This window comes from Capsulimonas corticalis, assembly GCF_003574315.2.
Taxonomy (GTDB): domain Bacteria; phylum Armatimonadota; class Armatimonadia; order Armatimonadales; family Capsulimonadaceae; genus Capsulimonas; species Capsulimonas corticalis.
Genome location: NZ_AP025739.1, coordinates 7,100,214 through 7,116,985, shown reverse-complemented (window position 1 = coordinate 7,116,985; position 16,772 = coordinate 7,100,214). Strand labels below are relative to the sequence as shown.

Sequence of the window (16,772 nt, the reverse complement as noted above, 5' to 3'; positions counted from 1 at the left end):
TATCGCAACATGCTGAGGAGAGTTAAAGAACTGCACGGGGTGAAACTTCGCGCACGAGACGGAGAGATCGGCAGTGTCGATGAGATCCTGTTCGACGATAATCAGTGGATAGTCCGTTACCTGGTGGTGAACACCGGCGGCTGGCTCAATGAGCGTAAAGTGCTGATTGCGCCAAAGGCGTTCGGCGACATGAATTGGACTACACGCGAATGGCATGTCAACTTGACACATCACCAAGTGGAGGACAGTCCAGGAATCGATATGGACGCGCCCGTTTCACGCCAGATGGAAACGGAATACTACGACCATTACGGCTGGCCGTATTACTGGACTGGGATGGGGCTTGCTAACCGCGCGGGATTGTCGTGGGCAGCAGGGAATCCCGGCTCAGTGTACTCGGTCACAACCGCAATCAACGCAGCCTCGCCGCAGGCTCTGGAGGCGCGGGCGCGAGGCGGCGATAATCCGGACAAAAACGATGACATTCACCTGCGCAGCTCGCGCGAAGTAACCGGATACGGCATCGTTGCCGAGGACGGTCACATTGGGCATGTCGAAGACTTGATTATCGACGAGGTCAGTTGGTTGATCCGCTATCTCGCCGTTGACACACGAGATTGGTGGCCAGGTAAGAAAGTTCTCCTGCCACCCGAATGGATCATCAGCACCCAATGGCCGGACCGGTCCGTTAACGTTGGAGTAACACGCGTCCAGGTTCGTAATGGACCGAGTTGGAATGCGCATGAGCCGATCAGCCCAGCCTTCGAGTATGAACTTGCCGTCTACTATGGCGAGCAGCGCCTTGAGGTGGATGAACGGCCCGTCGCACACAGGAACGAACGGCAAGCGTCCGCCGGTCGGTCGTATTCGGAGAGACAATAACCATGGATAAAACTCTGAAAGAAATCACGGCGCCGGAAGTTGCGCTGACCGCCAACAGCCAGCGGCTTACGGTCATTCCATCGCCCTTGACGGAGCCTGGCGCTGGTTTCTGTGTATTGTGCGGTACGCTCAACCACATTTTAACCCTGGAATGTTACAACTGCGGATGGCGCGGCGCCTTATCGGAGAACAAAGTCGATGCGCCAGGAATCGGGCAACCGACTAAGTCAAGCACCCGTCGCGTCCTGCAATGGTGTCAATCCGTGACGAGATGGTTTTATCCTATCGGCGGCGTTGCTAATGAGTACAGCCCGGGACGATAACACTTGAGGCCCAAGCCGGCGTCGACTTGTCGCCAGCGGCAGATCAATGAAGGGCCATGCTGATGGCACCGGTGCGGTTACGCCTGAAGGACGCATTCCGAAAGTCAGTCACAAAAGATGTTCGCATAATCTCAAATCTCTAAACCTGATACTGACGGTCACCTGACCGTGAGATGGGGCCAGAGCCTGTCCTTAAGGACAGGCATCAGACCATCATTAGGTCGTGTTTACAGTCCTACCCTGGACGGGCGACATGGGGGGCGCCATGCTCCATACTGATTCCAATAGGCGCCTGTAAAATATGCGCAGGCTCCAGCAGCGGGCCGTACTCGCTCATCTTTCTCAGTGTTATCCCCCGGAGCAATACCGCCTCTCAAAGTCCACGTAACCGGGTGCGTCGCAGGAGTTAGTCGTACGAAATCAGCAAGTTAGTTGTCAGCATTAGCGGTCATCGTTATCTTAGGCGTGAGACTGAGTATTTCCTTCGCCATCGGCGGGCCGTCGCCTGGCTTGCCAAATATCACGGCTGGCGTACTGGCGTTTGTTTTAGCGTGTATTGTGTACTCGTCCCTCCAGGTCGCCAATCAGTGGGACAAGGCGGTGGTCCTGCGCCTGGGGCGCTTCCAGGCCTTGCGGGGACCGGGGCTGTTCTTCATCGTTCCCGTTGTGGATTTCATTGTGTACTGGATCGATACGCGGGTGATCACGATGTCGTTTAAGGCGGAAAAGACGCTGACGAAAGATACGGTGGACGTGGACGCAGTTCTCTTCTGGAAGGTTCTGGATCCTCAGAAGGCGGCCCTGGATGTGGCGGACTATCAGGCGGCGGTTGGCTGGGCGTGCCAGACGGCCCTGCGCGATGTTATCGGCAAGACGATGCTCGCCGATATGCTGGAGGGTAGGGACACGATCAGCGCTCGGTTACAGATGATCATCGACGACCGTACGGAGCCCTGGGGCATTACGGTGATCTCCGTGGAAGTCAAGGATGTCTTGATTCCGCCGTCGCTGGAGAGCGCGATGTCGATGCAAGCTCAAGTAGAACGGGAGCGTCAGGCGCGCGTTATCCTCGGCGACTCGGAGCGGCAGGTGCCCGAGAAGTTCGGTGAAGCGTCCAAGACCTACGCCAATAATCCCGTCGCGTTCCACTTGCGAGCGATGAACATGCTGTATGAAGGTCTGAAACAGAACTCGACCATCGTCATCGTTCCCAGCACGGCGGTCGAATCCATGCAGCTCGGCGGTCTTGCGGGTTTGACGGCATTGACGATGGGGATAGGGCAGGAGGGCGCAAAAGCCGCTCCGATGGAAACACCGGCTCCGGTGGCCGCAAACGGATTAGCGCACGCGAACGGAGTGACGCCCATAGCGGACGCCGAGCTTTTAGGAACGTCGCCAATGTAACCTGACGGAATCGGAGAATGCCTCAGTAAGAAAGGAAACACGATATGTTAATCCAAGTCAAAGATCTGCATGGAAATGCCCTTCGGGCGCTTGATGGGGAAATCGGAAAAATCGATGAAATCCTGTTCGATGAAGAGCAGTGGACGGTCCGTTACCTGATCGTGGACACGGGAGGGTGGCTTGATGGCCGTAAGGTACTGATCGCGCCTGCCGCGCTGGGTGTATTGGATTGGGATCTCCGCGTGCTCAACGTCAATTTAACTCGCGACCAGATTGAAAAGAGCCCGGGAATTGAAACGAATGAGCCCGTGTCGCGCCAATGGGAGACGGAGTATTACGACTATTACGCATGGCCATTCTATTGGGGCGGCATGGGCCTCACCGGCGGAACGGGCGTTCCGGGGGCGGTGATGGTGGCCAAAGAGAACGAAGCCGGCATGTCGCCGCAGGCCGAGAACGAGAGAGCAAGGGGCCACGAGTCGGCGCGTGACCGGGGTGATCCGCATCTTCGCAGCACCAAGGAAGTCAGTGGATATAAAATCGCTGCGCAGGACGGCCATATCGGCCATGTCGAGGACTTCATCGTCGATGATACCGTATGGAAACTGCGTTTCCTTGCGGTAGATACACGCGACTGGTGGCCAGGGAAAAAGGTTCTGCTTCCGCATGACTGGATCGGACTGACGATCTGGGTAGACCACACCGTGACGGTGGACATTACGTGCGATCAGGTTCGAAATGCGCCCGAGTGGGATTCCGGTAAGCCGATCAGCCCTCAATTCGAGGAGGAATTGCTCGCTTACTATACCCGGCAGCGCCGTGCGCCTTCGGAAATGTTGTCAGGCCGAATGACATCCGCTGTCGAAGTCGAAACAAGCAGCCGTTGACCATAAGATTTAGTCTCGTAAAGAAACCGACGAATCGAGCCAGGAGATACTAACAATGAACACCACACTCTCAAAAACACAACCTAACTAGTACAGCGAGGCGGTCATCGCCAGTTTTCGAACTCACGTCGAGGCAGAAGCCGCCGTCCGACGGCTCGCCGCAGACGGCATTCTCGTGGCCAGGATCTCGATTATCGGACGTAATTTTGAAACACGTGAGGATATCCAGGGCTTCTATAAGCCCTCGGACGCCGCGCTTGCGGGCGCACGGCAAGGCGCCTGGTTCGGCGGGATTTTTGGCTTGATGCTGGGGGCGATGGGTTTCTTCGTGTTCCCTGTGGTTGGCGCCTTATGGGTTATGGGACCTCTCTCCGGGTTCATCGCCGGCGCTGTTGGCGGAGCTGGAGTTGGCGCACTTATTGACGGGTTAATTGCCTCTGGAGTCGCGAGAGATCAAGCTCTAAAATATCGGGACCGCCTCCAGGCCGGCGAGTTTCTTGTGGTCGCCCATGGTGGCCTGGGCGACACTGCCCGGGCTCATGAAATCCTGAAAGGCACCGATCAAATGCATCTTGAGACACACACCGCAACTTAGAAAATTCTCATCATCGGCGATGCGTGGGTGTTCAGACAGAGCGCGCCGAATGTCGTGGTTCGGGCGGTGACCTTCTATACCAGCCGCAATCGAGCGGCAGAAAACAGAAATTTTGGCTATGATCGACCCGCCCACAATATCGAATGATCTGTCCTGCGGCGCGCCGTTTGCCTTGGACACCCACCCGACGCTGGCTACGGCGGAGACCAGCACGGATGCCTTGAAGGTCTCGGAACTGCGATACCGGCGTCTCTTTGAGGCGGCTCGCGACGGCATCCTGTTGCTAGAAGCCGATCATGGGCGGATTACCGACGCTAACCCCTTCATGACCGAGCTGCTAGGCTACTCTCATGATGAGCTGCTGGGCAAGGAACTCTGGGAGATCGGTCTGATCAAGGACCAGAAAGCCAGTCGAGACGCTTTTCAAAAATTGAAACAGCATGGTTCTATCCGGTACGAGAATTTGCCTCTGGTGTTTCGAGGATCTGAGACACGTCAAGTGGAGTTCGTTAGCAATCTCTACCAGGAAGGCAGCGAAACGGTAATTCAGTGCAATATCCGCGACATTACCCACCGAAAGAAGGCGGAAGCTGAACTCGTCGCCACCGCCACCAAAAACGAACGCATCGCCGCGACGCTGCAGCGCGCCATGCTGCAGTCGTCCCCATCAGGTAAGTTTCCCGGACTCTTGGTAGAGACGCTCTATGAGGCGGCGCTTCACGAAGCAGAGGTTGGCGGCGACTTTTTTGACGCCTTCGCCTTGAGTGAGTGCGAGGTCGCGCTGGTTGTCGGTGACGTGTCAGGCAAGGGGTTGTTCGCCGCTGGGCGCACGGCTGAGGTCAAATATGCACTGCGCGCTTTCCTGCATGAATATCATTCTCCGGAGATTGCCCTGGCCCATCTCAACGAAATCGTTCGCGAAACGCACCGGCTCGATAAGAATAACGAGGAAACGTTCATTATCCTGGCTCTGGTCGTCGTGAATATCGCCACCGGTGAAGCCCGATTCTCCTCAGCCGGCGCTGAGGCTACTCTGATCTTGCGGGCGAGCGGCGCGGTGGAGCAGATTGAGTGCCGAGGCATGCCTCTTGGCGTCAAGTCGGACGAGACATATATTTTGGCCAGTCGCCTGCTTGCGCCTAGGGAGACAGTTTTGATGGCGACCGATGGAATTACTGAGGCGCGGCGTGGACTTTCGTTTTTAGGTATCGCGGGGATGGCGGCGCTTGCGGAAAAGGGCGGACCGCACGCCTCATCACTCGACCTGATCCGATCCATTTATGACGGCGCACGGGAATTCGCCGGTGGCCACTTGCGCGACGATGTTTGTCTGTTGCTCGCCCGTCGTCAATAAATGACTTTTTATGGCGCGACCGAAATACGCTTCACTATGCAGGTTCAGAATGACCTGGACTGATTCCATCTCGTGCAGGACGTTCGGGAAGCGAATATCACGGTTGCATCGCCGCAGAACTAGTTGTGAGCTGTGAGACCAGCTTGACTCTGTCTAGCTATTAGGAGAACCGCATTGTCAATCTACACTTCGAAGCGTTTCGAGCTTGGAGACATCGAAACTACGATCACCGCTGGCACGCTTGCGCCTGCTGGATCCTATGTTGAAATAGAAACGGGAAGGCTGATCGTGCTGACGCGGGCCGATGTCCTGCCCGCCTCGCTTGACGGCCGCGTAGCCGTATACGCGCCGAAATCCCCGGCGTGGTCGGAACTTTCTGAACACGCATACCTCAGCGACAATGAGTTAAGCTAGCGCTTGGCGTCTCACAGACAGATAGGCCGGTGTCGTTTGTGCCGACACCAGCAGCGTGAATGAGATATAGGATCGTCGTCGGACGGATGTTTTAGCATAAGTAATAGGATAAACATGAACAACGATCAAACAGAAACCGGGCCTCAAAAGGTATTCGATTTCCTTAACCGGCATAGAACACTCATGGGATTCGAACTTGCCGCTCTCGTTGCGATATTATGTTACTTCGCTGGCGCGGTCCAAGGGCGAGGGGCGATGAACGCCCAGAAGTCCGCTTACGAGACTCAATTGCAATCAGTCCGAACGTAGCTCGTTGCGGCGGACAGCCGCGCTCATCTTATGGCTGCCCGTGGCTCGGTCTATCGCGCGGCAACGGATCTGGATAGCAGGAACTTCGGCACGGCGAATAGTGACATGCAGAAGGCTGCGAAATCCCTCAGTAGCGTGCATGCCGCGAGCGCGGGCCTTGACTCAACTGCTCTCGCCGGGCTGAAACAGGAAACCGCACAAGCCAAGATCGTAGTCGCAACCAACTTCTCCGATCAGCATGCCCTGATTATACAACTCGCCCTGAAGCTCGACCGAATGCTACTTGAAAATTCGGCGGGCTCCTCATAATGGGAAGGCGCGCACTTTGTGGTCAGGATAATCTCTTTACAGAGCAATACATCCGTTGCCGCGGAAAGGAGCGAGGCCAATGGCGAGTAAGACTCAGAACCTTGTCGCGACCAAGCCTCAGGCGCACGGGATGCGTTTGGTCTATCTTGCCACCGCTGTCGCGGCGCTTGGCGGCATGCTGTTTGGATACGACATCGGCGTAATCTCCGGAGCGATCCTGTTTATCAAGAAAGAATTCCATCTGTCCCCAGGGATGGAGGAGATCGTTGTCAGTTCGGTGTTACTGGGCTCACTTGTCGGCGCCGCTGGCGGAGGATTGCTAGCCGACCGACTTGGCCGGCGCAGACTGCTGATTGCCGCTGCTATCGTTTTCGCGATCGGTGCCGTCAGCGCGGCTCTGGCGCCAGGCGTCCTGTGGCTGATCGCCGCCCGACTCGTTGCCGGTGCCTCCATCGGCGTCGCGTCGTTTGTCGCGCCGCTTTACATCTCGGAGATCGCGCCGGTCGAAATCCGGGGCAGACTTGTCGCCATCAATCAGGTCGCTCTTACCGTCGGCATCGTCATCTCCTATGCCGTCGACTACGCGTTTGCGGCGGCAGAGGCGTGGCGGTGGATGTTTGCGCTGGCGGTCATCCCGGCCGCCGCGTTCGGCATCGGGCTTCTGTTTATTCCCAACAGTCCGCGATGGCTTGTCACGCGCGGACGCCTGGATGAGGCCCGCGATGTGCTCAAGCTAATCCGCAGGTCAGAACAGGTCGAGGGCGAACTCAGAGATATTCAGAAGAGTGTGGGACAGCAAAAGGCAAACTGGTCTGAGTTGCTCAGGCCACTCTTACGTTCGGCAATGATTGTGGGTATCGGACTGGCGGTTCTGCAGCAAATTACCGGCATCAACACAGTCATTTATTACGCCCCGACCATTTTTAAGTTCGCGGGGTTATCTTCGACTTCCATGGCGATTCTCGCAAGCGTCGGTGTGGGGATCGTCAACGTCATATTCACCGTCGTGGCGATGCAGCTCATCGACCGGGTTGGACGCCGTCCGCTCCTGCTGGTCAGCCTCGCGGGAATGACGCTCAGCCTCATCGCATTGGGACTAGCGTTTGCGCTTCCGAAGCTGTCCGGCTGCCTGGGATGGATCGCCGTGGTGAGCCTCATGGTGTACGTCGGTTCGTTCGCGGTAGGGCTGGGGCCGGTCTTCTGGCTGCTTCTCTCCGAGATTTATCCCCTAAATATCCGTGGCAGCGCGATGAGCGTTGGTACGGTCGCCAACTGGAGCGCCAACTTACTCGTCGCCGTGTCGTTTTTGACGCTCACCCACAGCCTTGGTAAACCGGCCACTTTCTGGCTGTTCGGCGGTATCAGCCTGGTTGCATGGTTCTTTGCATTTTATCTAGTGCCGGAGACGAAGGGCAAGACTCTCGAACAGATCGAAGCGCACTTTCGATCAGGAAAGTCGGCGCGGGCGTTATGATGACGGCGGTAAGGAGTGTAATACTGGCTCTGGATCGGCAAGCTAGTATTCCAATTGAATAGGACTTACATGTGAATGAAGATCAATTTATATCCGATCGCGAAGTTTTGAGGAAATCATAATGAACCAATGCAACACTGAATAAGGGAGTGTAAACTAAAGTGTGCTTTTGCCTAGACTTCAAATTTGCTTCATAATAGAGCAAGAAGGGCAGGCACACGATGGTAGACAAAGTTCCCAAACCCAAGCGCGTTACGAAGGCCGATCAGATTTATCAGAATAGTCTCTTTTCGAAGGATCAGGTCAAGCAGTTCATCCACGATGGCAATCTTCGGTTGGTCGAGGATGTTCAGTCCGCTTTGAAAGATTTGTTCGGTCAGGCGCTCCAGGCGATGCTCGAAGGCGAGATGGATCATCATCTGGGATACGAGAAAAATGGCAAATCCTCGCCCTGCAATGCTTCGATCGAGAATGAGCCGACAAAATCGGCTTCCAATCTTCTTGGCTCTAACAATCGCCGCAATGGTTATGGCGGCAAGAAAGTGCGCAGCGAATATGGCGACATTTCCCTGTCCGTGCCGCGCGACCGTGAAGCCGAGTTCGAGCCTGAGATCGTCAAGAAGCGGCAGAAAACGGTCACGGGCATCGAAGACCAAATCCTGGCGCTCTACGCCAAACGGATGAGCACCCGCGATACTCATGACCATTTGGAGCACCTCTACGGGATCGAAGTCTCGCCCACATTCATCAGTAATTTCACCGATAAAGTTCTATTGCTGATCCAGGTATGGCAGAGCCGCCCGCTCGCTCCTATCTATGCCCTGGTTTTTCTGGATGCGATCCACTTCAAGGTTCGCCAGGACGGACGGATCATTAGCAAAGCGGCTTACATTATGATCGGCGTCGATCTGGATGGCATGAAAGACGTGCTGGGCATCTGGATCGGTGAGGCGGAGAGCGCGAAGTTCTGGCTGTCCACTCTTTCCGAAATCCAGAGCCGTGGAACCGAAGACATCCTGATCTGTTGCACGGACAACCTGACGGGTTTCTCGGAAGCCATTGCGGCGGTCTATCCGAGCGCCCTGATCCAGAAGTGCATCGTCCATCAGGTGCGCAATAGTCTTCGCTACGTCTCCTACAAGGATGCTAAAGCGGTCGTGGCGTCGATGCGCGCGATCTATACTTCGGCTTCGCAAACGTTGGCTCTGGTCGCTTTGGGTCGGTTCGAGCAGGAGTGGGGCAAGACTTATCCGCTGGCCGTGGCTCCCTGGCGCAGGAATTGGGCGGAGCTTTCCACGTTCTTCGGGTTCGCTCCCGAGCTTCGCAAAGTGATGTACACGACGAACATGATCGAAGGCTACAACCGCCAGCTCCGCAAGGTGACCAAAGGCAAGAGCGTGTTTCCCACGGATCAGTCGCTGCTCAATATGCTGTTTCTGGTAACGCGCGACGTTCAGCGCAAATGGACGATGCGGATCGCCCACTGGGGGCAAATCCTGACGCAACTATCGATTGTTTTCGAGGGACGGGGCAAACTCAACGACTAATTCTCAAAGCAAAAGCATAGTTTACTTGACAGACCCGCGCTCGGCCAGGTGCTCGAACTCAGAGCCCGCAGCTGTACTGGCGGCACCATCAAAGCGCTGCTCGGCCTACCGCGTGGCGAGTGACTTTGGAAGGTGATGAAGATGTTGCGCTCAATCAGGTGAAAGTCGGGGATCTCCTGCGAGTTCTCCCCGGCGGCAAGACGCCCGTGGACGGCGTGGTCGTCGAAGGTCATTCCAGCGTGGAGGAGTCCATGGTCACCGGCGAACCGATCCCAGTGGAGAAGTCCGCCGGCGGGAAAGTGACCGGCGGCACGGTCAACGGCCTGGGAAGTTTCGTGATGCGCGCCGAGCGGGTCGGCAACGACACGATGCTTGGTCAGATCATGGGAATGGTTGCCCAGGCGCAGCGCAACCGCGCGCCTATTCAGGGAGTGGCCGACAAAGTCGCGGCCATCTTTGTCCCAGTCGTCCTGGCGATTGCGCTGCTCACCTTCGTCGCCTGGATGTGGCTTGGGCCGGAGCCGAAGCTCGCGCACGCCATGATCAATGCAGTCGCGGTTCTGATCGTCGCATGTCCGTGCGCGCTGGGGCTGGCGACACCCATGTCGATTATGATCGGTGTCGGGCGCGGGGCGAGGGAGGGCGTGCTCGTGAAAAACGCCGAAGTACTGGAACGTTTGGAAAAAGTCACCACGCTCGTTCTGGACAAAACAGGGACGCTCACGGAAGGTAAGCCCAGGCTCATGGATGTTCTGCCCGCCGATGGTTTCACGTCAGAATCTCTCCTTCAAATCGCCGCTTCCCTTGAGCAAAACAGCGAGCACCCGCTTGCCGACGCCATTGTGGAGGGCGCGATAGATCGAGGTCTCACACTGGACAGCGTAATGGACTTTCGTTCGGTGACGTCGGGCGGCGTCGCTGGAAGCGTCGCCAGCCGCATCGTCATGGTCGGTAAACCAGATTTTCTGCGCGCCGAAAAAGTCATGGGCTTGGAGCCGCTTGAAGCTCTGGTCACGAAACTTCAAGAGGATGGCAAGACCACGATTTTTGTCGCCATTGATGGCAAACCAGCGGGAATCCTCGCGGTCGCCGACCCGATCAAATCCAGCAGCGTCGAAGCCGTTCAGAGCCTTCACGCGCTTGGGTTAAAACTCATTATGCTTACGGGGGACAATCGCCGCACCGCCGACGCCGTCGCGAAGCAACTCGGCCTTGACGGGGTAGAGGCGGACCTTCAGCCTGCTGGGAAAGTGGCTTATATCAACAAACTTCTTTACGAAGGCGAACGTGTCGCGATGGCCGGCGACGGCGTCAATGACGCTCCCGCCCTCAGCGCGGCGGATGTTGGAATCGCCATGGGCGCGGGAGCCGAAGTGGCGATGGAAAGCGCGGGCGTCACACTTGTGCGAGGCGACCTCCGCGGCATTTCCCAGGCCATCCGGCTCGGGCTCGCCACCATGCGCAATATCCGGCAGAATTTGTTCTTTGCATTTCTCTAAAACGCCCTGGGAATTCCCATTGCGGCCGGGGTGCTTTATCCGTTCTTTGGCTGGCTGCTCAGTCCGGTCATCGCCGGCGCCGCGATGAGCTTGAGCTCCATCTCAGTCATTGGGAACGCATTAAGGTTAAAGAATGCAAAACTATAATTTTTAGTCCGCTGTCTGAAGATCAGTCTTCATACGCGCCTGGCGCTTCCAATTTTCGAGCTCCTCGCGTCGCGATCGAATCGGCGCCCTCTCGCCCAAATATGGCGTCCAGAGTCCAGTCCGCCAAAATCCGAGCCCGCTTGCCTAGTCCCGGCATCTTGGCCAGGTAAACGCACCGCCACATCGCCCAGGCCAGCGGCCCGGAGAATTGCAGGCCAAAGACGCGCGCCACACCCGTGTATCGGCCAACTAAGGCCATCTCCCCCATTGGCGTGTAAACGAATGGTTTGGTCGGCTCGCCGCGCAAGGCCGCCACAATGTTTCGCGCCGTCAAGGTTCCCTCTCGCATTGCGTTTTGTGCGGTCGGGGCGTATGTTCCCTTGCCATCCGGATGGGGGATTTCGGCGCAGTCGCCTAAAGCCCAGACGCCTGGGCGGCCCTGAGCGGCGCACGAACCGTCGACGATGATGCCGCCATGCCGGCCTTGCGTGATGTCAAGCGCCTCCACGATGGGACTAGGCTTTACCCCCGCCGCCCAGATCAACGTATGCGACGCAATTCTTTCGCCTCCCTTGATCTCCACATAACCGTCGCCCGCGCCGGTGATCCCGGTCTTCAGGCGCACGGCGACGCCGCGATGCTCCAGCTCGCGCTGCGCGTAAGATGCCAGTTTTTCGCCAAGCTCGGGCAGCAGCCGGTCGCCGAGATCCATGAGGATCGTCCGGGCCTGCGCCGGCTTCAGGGTGGGGTAGTCACGCATGCTGTCGCGCAGCAGGTCGTTCACCGCCGCCATGGTCTCGACCCCAGAGTAACCTCCACCGGCGACGACAATGGTGAGCAGCGCCCGGCGTATTTCCTCGTCCGGCTCGTCGGTTGCCCGCTCCAGCAGCGCCTCAATGCGGCCTCGAATCGCTGCGGCGTCGCCGACCGTCTTGACCGTTAGCGCGTGTTCCTGAACCCCGGGTGTGCCGCGAAAGTTGGAGCAGGAGCCCAAGGCGATCACCAGATGGTCCGCTTCGAGATCGCGCATCGCCGCAGGAATACCGTCTTCGCCCCCGACTTCGATCGTTACACGCTTTGTTTCCAGGTCTACGCTGGTCACGCGTCCCTGCTGGAAGCGAACGCCCGGCGCCATATTCCGGATACGCGCGACAATATGCTGCGCGTCGACGCTTCCGCCTGCTGTTTCCGTCAGCATTGGGGTAAATAGGAGAAAATCGTTTTGATCGACCAGCACGATGTCCGCGTTCTTCTCCGGCGGTATGAGCCGCATCAACTCCCGCGCCACATGAATGCCGGCGAATCCGGCTCCTAAAATCACGATCTTTGCGCCCTTCGGAATAGACTGAACCTCACGCCGTCGCTTTTGCATCCGCCCGTAACTGTAGGCCGCGCATGCGCCTGCCGCCAGCAGCGCGGCCAGCGCTGTGCCCGTTTTTTTGTGTTCCATAAATTCATGTCCCTGCTGTCTTGCGAGGTTTTGGCTTCCGGCCGGTTTCACTATGTCAAGTTTAAACTGTAGACGCCTGTTGGCAGGATGTCTCGCCATTGCCGGATCAGTTTACGGTACTCCTCGCCGACCGGACGTATTCTTCGGTCTAGATCGTACAGACCGACCGGGTTGACGCTGCCTTTGTCATCACGCAGCGCACTGTCCCAATCGACCTGATCCGTGAGGCTGTACCAGGTGAACCCGACGATCGGAACACCGTCCTGACGCAGCCGGAAAAGATTGGCCCATTCCTTGCGCAGCCAGCCCGGAGCGCGCTCGCTGTCCTGAAGATTCGTCTCGGTGTGCATCACTGGCAGGCGGTAACGCTGGTAGTACTGGTGCGTGATTACGTAGTAGCCGAAGATCTCTCCCGCCCCAGACGTGCTCCCATCTTCGTGTACCAGATGCTCATTGGTCACGTAATAATCGTTTCCCATCACGCAGTTGGCCTTCACGTGATGTTCTTTAAACCAGTGGTACTGCTCGCGAGTGAGGCCGTTGTCCATGAGATACTCGTACATGACTTCATTGACCGGGTGTCCGTAGGTCAGATCCAGAGAGAGAAATCGCTTTTCATTGAGGACATTCGCCTGCGCCAGAACACTTGGCCCCTCGGGGTGAAAGTATTCGGAGGATTCGCTTTGAATGACGACGGCGTCGCCCCGCGTTTCTAGGATCGCGCGCATCGCCAGCACGTTGGCCTTGCACAGGTTATGCAGAGCCTGGACGAAACTGCGGTCGCTTTGTCCGCGCTCGTTCCACCAGCCGAACTGGCCGGAGAACTCGGCGGCGGCGAAGATTTCGTTGACTGGAGTATAGTAGCGAACCCAGGGATATCGCTTGGTGAAAGCGCGCGCGTACTCCGCGAAATACTGCGGCCAATCGTTGTTGTCGAAGCCGCCGATCCAATCGGGCACGCCAAAGTGACAGAGGTCCGTGATTGGCTCGATGCCCATCTCACGCATGGCGTTGAACGTTTCGTCGACAAAGCTCCAGTCGTAGCGCCCCGGCCCGAGATGAACCTTGTAAAGGGAGGGCCGTAGCGCAAGTATCGGATCCCCATCTCTTTGACCAGCTGGAAATCCTCACGCCAGCGCTCGTAGTGGCCGCATTTCTCCATTTCGTCCACGCGCTTGACGCTTCCGTCCGGCAGCTTGATCGTAGGATAGCTGTTCTCAATTCCGGTCGCGAACATGAAAGTTGTCATGGCTGCCTCTTCCCGAATCATAGAATATCGAGACGTCCGCCATCCACGATCAGTGTCGTGCCGTTAACAAACTTCGCCTCGGAGGAGGCCATAAAACAGACGGCGCTCGCGATATCCTCAGGCTTGCCGACCGCGCCGGTGATCTTCTCCGCTCCGCTCTTGATATTGGGATTGTTCCAGAGCATGGGAGTATCTACGGAGCCGGGAGCGACGCAGTTGATGCGAATCTTTCGCGACACCAGTTCCTCCGAAAAGCCGCGCGTGAACGCCTCCATGGCGCCCTTGCTCGCTGCATACGGAACCACGTTCTTTGTGGTCTCATGGGCGTGGACTGAACTGATGTTTACGATCGCCGATCCTGGCCTCATGTGGGGAACCGCATATTTGCAGAAAAGAAAAACGGAGCGTACGTTGACCGCGAGGACTCTATCGAAATCTTCGTCCGGCAGGTCAACGATTGGAGTGAATGTCATCATCGCCGCGTCATTGACCACGACATCGATTTTGCCCCAATTATCCACAGCCGCCTGCACGGCCGCCTGAACCTGCCCAGAATGAGAAACATCCGTCTTAATGAAAATCGCTTCGCCGCCGTCCTTCTCGATATCCAGGACTGTCTGGGCGCCGTCATCGCTGATATCGGCGACGGCGACCTTGCCGCCCTCGCGCGCCATCTGCACGCACGTCGCCTTCCCAATACCTGATCCTCCGCCCGACACAATACACACTTTATCGGAAAATCTCATGTCTGCTTCTTTCCACCCGCCGCTCTTGACGCGGTGCGGGCGCTTCTTCTGGAACGGTTTACCACGAAATCCCATGGATCAAACCGTGGGCGCCGCGCATGTGGAATTTTGGTTGATTTGACCGAACATGGGGTAACCCGAATGTCGTGGCGCTCTTGAGCCTTTGGGAGGATCGTGACAATGACATCCGTGACAGCGAAACATAAAGCAAACGGCGTATTTCTCAGTGTGCGAGAGCAGGGGAGGGGAGACGCTCTCGCTCTGGTCTTTCTGCACTATTACGGCGGCTCTGGAAGGACCTGGGACTTGGTTGCGTCGTCTCTTGCGGACGAATTTCGGTGCATCGCGCCGGACTTGCGTGGGTGGGGAGACTCAGAGGCCCCGACGTCCGGCTATACGGTCGACGATATGGCGGACGACATCGAGGCTTTGGCGGCTGTCATGAAGATCGGGAGTTATGTTCTGGTCGGACACTCGATGGGAGGCAAGGCCGCGCAGGCACTGGCGTCGCGCCGGCCATTGGGGCTGCGAGCGCTCGTGCTGATCACGCCATCGCCGCCGACACCAGAACCGATGACCGCAACCGGTCGAACGCGGCTGGCGCAAAGCTACGGAGACCGCGATGCCGCGCGGGAGACTCTGCGCGAAATCACGGCTCTGCCTCTGACGCCGGCGCTCGCGGATCAGGTAATTGAAGACAATCTGCGCTGCTCACGCGCCGCCTGGATGGCCTGGCTGGAGATTGGAAGCTGGCGAAGATATCTCCGCACGCGTGTCGTCGATCGAATTTCCCACGCAGGTTGTCGCCGGCGGCGCCGATCCTGTCATGCACAAGGCCATGCTTGAGCGCGAAGTCGCCGCGCGTATCCCCGCCGCCTGCCTGAGCGTCATTCCGGCCACCGGGCATCTTTCACCTCTTGAAGCGCCGGACGCCGTTGCCCAAACGCTGAGGAAATTCATCGCGACGCTCGCTCCTGTTTCAGGAGCATAACGCTGGCGTCGCTCGCCGAAGCTTCACCGACCTGTGTTTAAAGGAATTGAATCTCGGATAAGAATATTCGTATGATCTAATTTGTATTAATTCTTACTTATTTGTGTTGCCGTCGATTTGGTCCTGCTCGGATCTCGTCGAACCTGACTGCCAAAGATGTGACGATACGCTCGCGGGACCGGAGACTCGTCCCAGGCGAAACCCCAAATCGAAACAGTCGCCAGCAACATTCTTGGGGTTATCCGTCTGGATAACGCTATCTCCTTGTTGCCGCTTAAGGTTCGCCAGCAGTGGCGAGCATCGAAATGACGTTCGGCTATCATTGAAGCCGATTTCGCAACAGAAAGGACTATTGCCATGACTACAACGGGAAATTTTCCGGAACAGCGCCAGGCCTGTATCGATGCCTGCGTGCGCTGCCTGCGTGCGCTGCGTGCGCTGCGCGCAGGCGTGTGAAGCCTGTCATGACGCTTGCTTGAGCGAACAGGAAGTCACGATGATGGCGGAGTGTGTTCGCCGGGATAAAGACTGCGCGGAGATCTGCTGGAGCGCCGCCGGTTTCCTGAGCCGGGGATCCCGGTTCGTGGAGGCAGTTTGCCGGGTGTGCGTTGCGATCTGCGCCGCCGAATGCGCGAAGCATGAAGCGGAGCATTGTCAGCGCTGCGTGCGGGAATGCCAACAGTGTGCTGACGAGTGCCGCCAGATGGCGGCGTAGCCTTTAGACGATTGTGTGGATTAACGTTCCTCTCGGAAGCAATAGGCATCCGGAAATGTGGTCAAGCGGTCGCTAGGCTTGGAGAAGATGATTGTAATCACCGTGTCGCGCCGGACTTGGTATACCTGCATCAACTGAGATACTAGGAGATCCGTCGCGGCGTTGGAAGCGTAATACTGATAGACAGTGGGATTATTTCCGGATCTGGAGCACAGCGCCTTCGCCGCGAGGTCATCGAGCCGCATTTCCGCTGATCCGGACTGAATGTATAGCCTGCCTGCGACACTCGCGGCAGTCCATGTCTGGCGTGCGTCCTCGCAAAGCAGTTGAAGTACATCCAGCTGTTCGACTGAGTTGATGTAATTACCGATAAATCGCTTGACATCGGGAGATAGGGATTCATTCGTCATGGGCAGTGTTTGATGCTCCAAGGGGTTTGCCACGCTGCCCGAACGGCCCCGAAGACGTTCCGATCAA

At 57.3% G+C, this 16,772-nt stretch carries 17 protein-coding genes and 1 pseudogene; 14 read left to right on the top strand and 4 right to left on the bottom strand.

From position 1 onward, the window contains the following. Positions 1-9: 9 nt before the first annotated feature. The 11 genes and pseudogenes from D5261_RS31055 to D5261_RS31005 all read left to right on the top strand — a co-directional run. Positions 10-882, top strand: a complete 873-nt coding sequence (locus D5261_RS31055; RefSeq protein WP_119321648.1) for a PRC-barrel domain containing protein — start codon at positions 10-12, stop codon at positions 880-882. A 2-nt stretch (positions 883-884) separates the two neighbouring features. Beyond that, positions 885-1,205 carry a hypothetical protein gene (locus tag D5261_RS31050; RefSeq protein WP_119321647.1) on the top strand — a complete coding sequence of 107 codons (321 nt, stop codon included), beginning with the start codon at positions 885-887 and terminating at the stop codon, positions 1,203-1,205. A gap of 432 nt (positions 1,206-1,637) precedes the next feature. Then, positions 1,638-2,609, top strand: a complete 972-nt coding sequence (locus tag D5261_RS31045; protein ID WP_119321646.1) for an SPFH domain-containing protein — start codon at positions 1,638-1,640, stop codon at positions 2,607-2,609. A 44-nt stretch (positions 2,610-2,653) separates the two neighbouring features. Continuing rightward, positions 2,654-3,496 (top strand): PRC-barrel domain-containing protein, encoded by an 843-nt coding sequence (locus D5261_RS31040; RefSeq protein WP_119321645.1) that lies wholly within the window; start codon positions 2,654-2,656, stop codon positions 3,494-3,496. Between the two features lie 106 nt (positions 3,497-3,602). Further along, the gene (locus D5261_RS31035) at positions 3,603-4,091 is read left to right on the top strand and encodes a general stress protein (RefSeq protein ID WP_354673143.1); all 489 of its coding nucleotides are present in this window, start codon (positions 3,603-3,605) and stop codon (positions 4,089-4,091) included. Positions 4,092-4,209: 118 nt separating this feature from the next. Then, a complete protein-coding gene (locus tag D5261_RS31030) occupies positions 4,210-5,445 on the top strand; it encodes a PP2C family protein-serine/threonine phosphatase (protein ID WP_119321643.1) in 1,236 nt (411 codons plus the stop codon). Between the two features lie 174 nt (positions 5,446-5,619). Next, entirely contained in the window at positions 5,620-5,859 is a 240-nt protein-coding gene (locus tag D5261_RS31025; protein ID WP_119321642.1) for a hypothetical protein, read from the top strand. A 339-nt stretch (positions 5,860-6,198) separates the two neighbouring features. Then, entirely contained in the window at positions 6,199-6,477 is a 279-nt protein-coding gene (locus tag D5261_RS31020; protein ID WP_119321640.1) for a hypothetical protein, read from the top strand. A gap of 79 nt (positions 6,478-6,556) precedes the next feature. Next, the gene (locus D5261_RS31015) at positions 6,557-7,951 is read left to right on the top strand and encodes a sugar porter family MFS transporter (protein ID WP_119321639.1); all 1,395 of its coding nucleotides are present in this window, start codon (positions 6,557-6,559) and stop codon (positions 7,949-7,951) included. A 221-nt stretch (positions 7,952-8,172) separates the two neighbouring features. Continuing rightward, on the top strand, positions 8,173-9,498 hold the full coding sequence (locus D5261_RS31010; protein ID WP_245992538.1) for an IS256 family transposase: 1,326 nt from the start codon (positions 8,173-8,175) through the stop codon (positions 9,496-9,498). Positions 9,499-9,537: 39 nt separating this feature from the next. Further along, positions 9,538-11,144 (top strand): annotated as a pseudogene (locus D5261_RS31005) (copper-translocating P-type ATPase); the annotation flags it as partial. A gap of 22 nt (positions 11,145-11,166) precedes the next feature. On the opposite strand, the gene D5261_RS31000 reads toward D5261_RS31005, so the two are convergent. From D5261_RS31000 to D5261_RS30990, 3 genes are all read right to left on the bottom strand, one after another. Beyond that, positions 11,167-12,594 (bottom strand): NAD(P)/FAD-dependent oxidoreductase, encoded by a 1,428-nt coding sequence (locus tag D5261_RS31000; RefSeq protein WP_165864226.1) that lies wholly within the window; start codon positions 12,592-12,594, stop codon positions 11,167-11,169. Positions 12,595-12,644: 50 nt separating this feature from the next. Continuing rightward, positions 12,645-13,601, bottom strand: coding sequence for a family 1 glycosylhydrolase (locus D5261_RS30995; RefSeq protein WP_218025592.1), 957 nt, complete (start codon positions 13,599-13,601; stop codon positions 12,645-12,647). Between the two features lie 259 nt (positions 13,602-13,860). Beyond that, positions 13,861-14,589, bottom strand: a complete 729-nt coding sequence (locus tag D5261_RS30990) for an SDR family NAD(P)-dependent oxidoreductase (protein WP_119321637.1) — start codon at positions 14,587-14,589, stop codon at positions 13,861-13,863. Between the two features lie 180 nt (positions 14,590-14,769). Between D5261_RS30990 and D5261_RS30985 the strand changes: the two genes are divergently transcribed. The 3 genes from D5261_RS30985 (at position 14,770) to D5261_RS30975 (ending at position 16,295) form a co-directional block, all read left to right on the top strand. Beyond that, entirely contained in the window at positions 14,770-15,435 is a 666-nt protein-coding gene (locus tag D5261_RS30985; RefSeq protein ID WP_165864225.1) for an alpha/beta fold hydrolase, read from the top strand. Beyond that, positions 15,428-15,580, top strand: coding sequence for an alpha/beta fold hydrolase (locus D5261_RS30980; RefSeq protein ID WP_165864224.1), 153 nt, complete (start codon positions 15,428-15,430; stop codon positions 15,578-15,580). Before D5261_RS30985 ends, D5261_RS30980 begins: the two co-directional genes overlap by 8 nt. Before the next feature lie 403 nt (positions 15,581-15,983). Next, positions 15,984-16,295 carry a four-helix bundle copper-binding protein gene (locus tag D5261_RS30975; RefSeq protein WP_119321636.1) on the top strand — a complete coding sequence of 104 codons (312 nt, stop codon included), beginning with the start codon at positions 15,984-15,986 and terminating at the stop codon, positions 16,293-16,295. Between the two features lie 20 nt (positions 16,296-16,315). On the opposite strand, the gene D5261_RS30970 is transcribed toward D5261_RS30975, so the two are convergent. Beyond that, a complete protein-coding gene (locus D5261_RS30970) occupies positions 16,316-16,705 on the bottom strand; it encodes a hypothetical protein (protein WP_119321635.1) in 390 nt (129 codons plus the stop codon). Positions 16,706-16,772 lie beyond the last annotated feature (67 nt).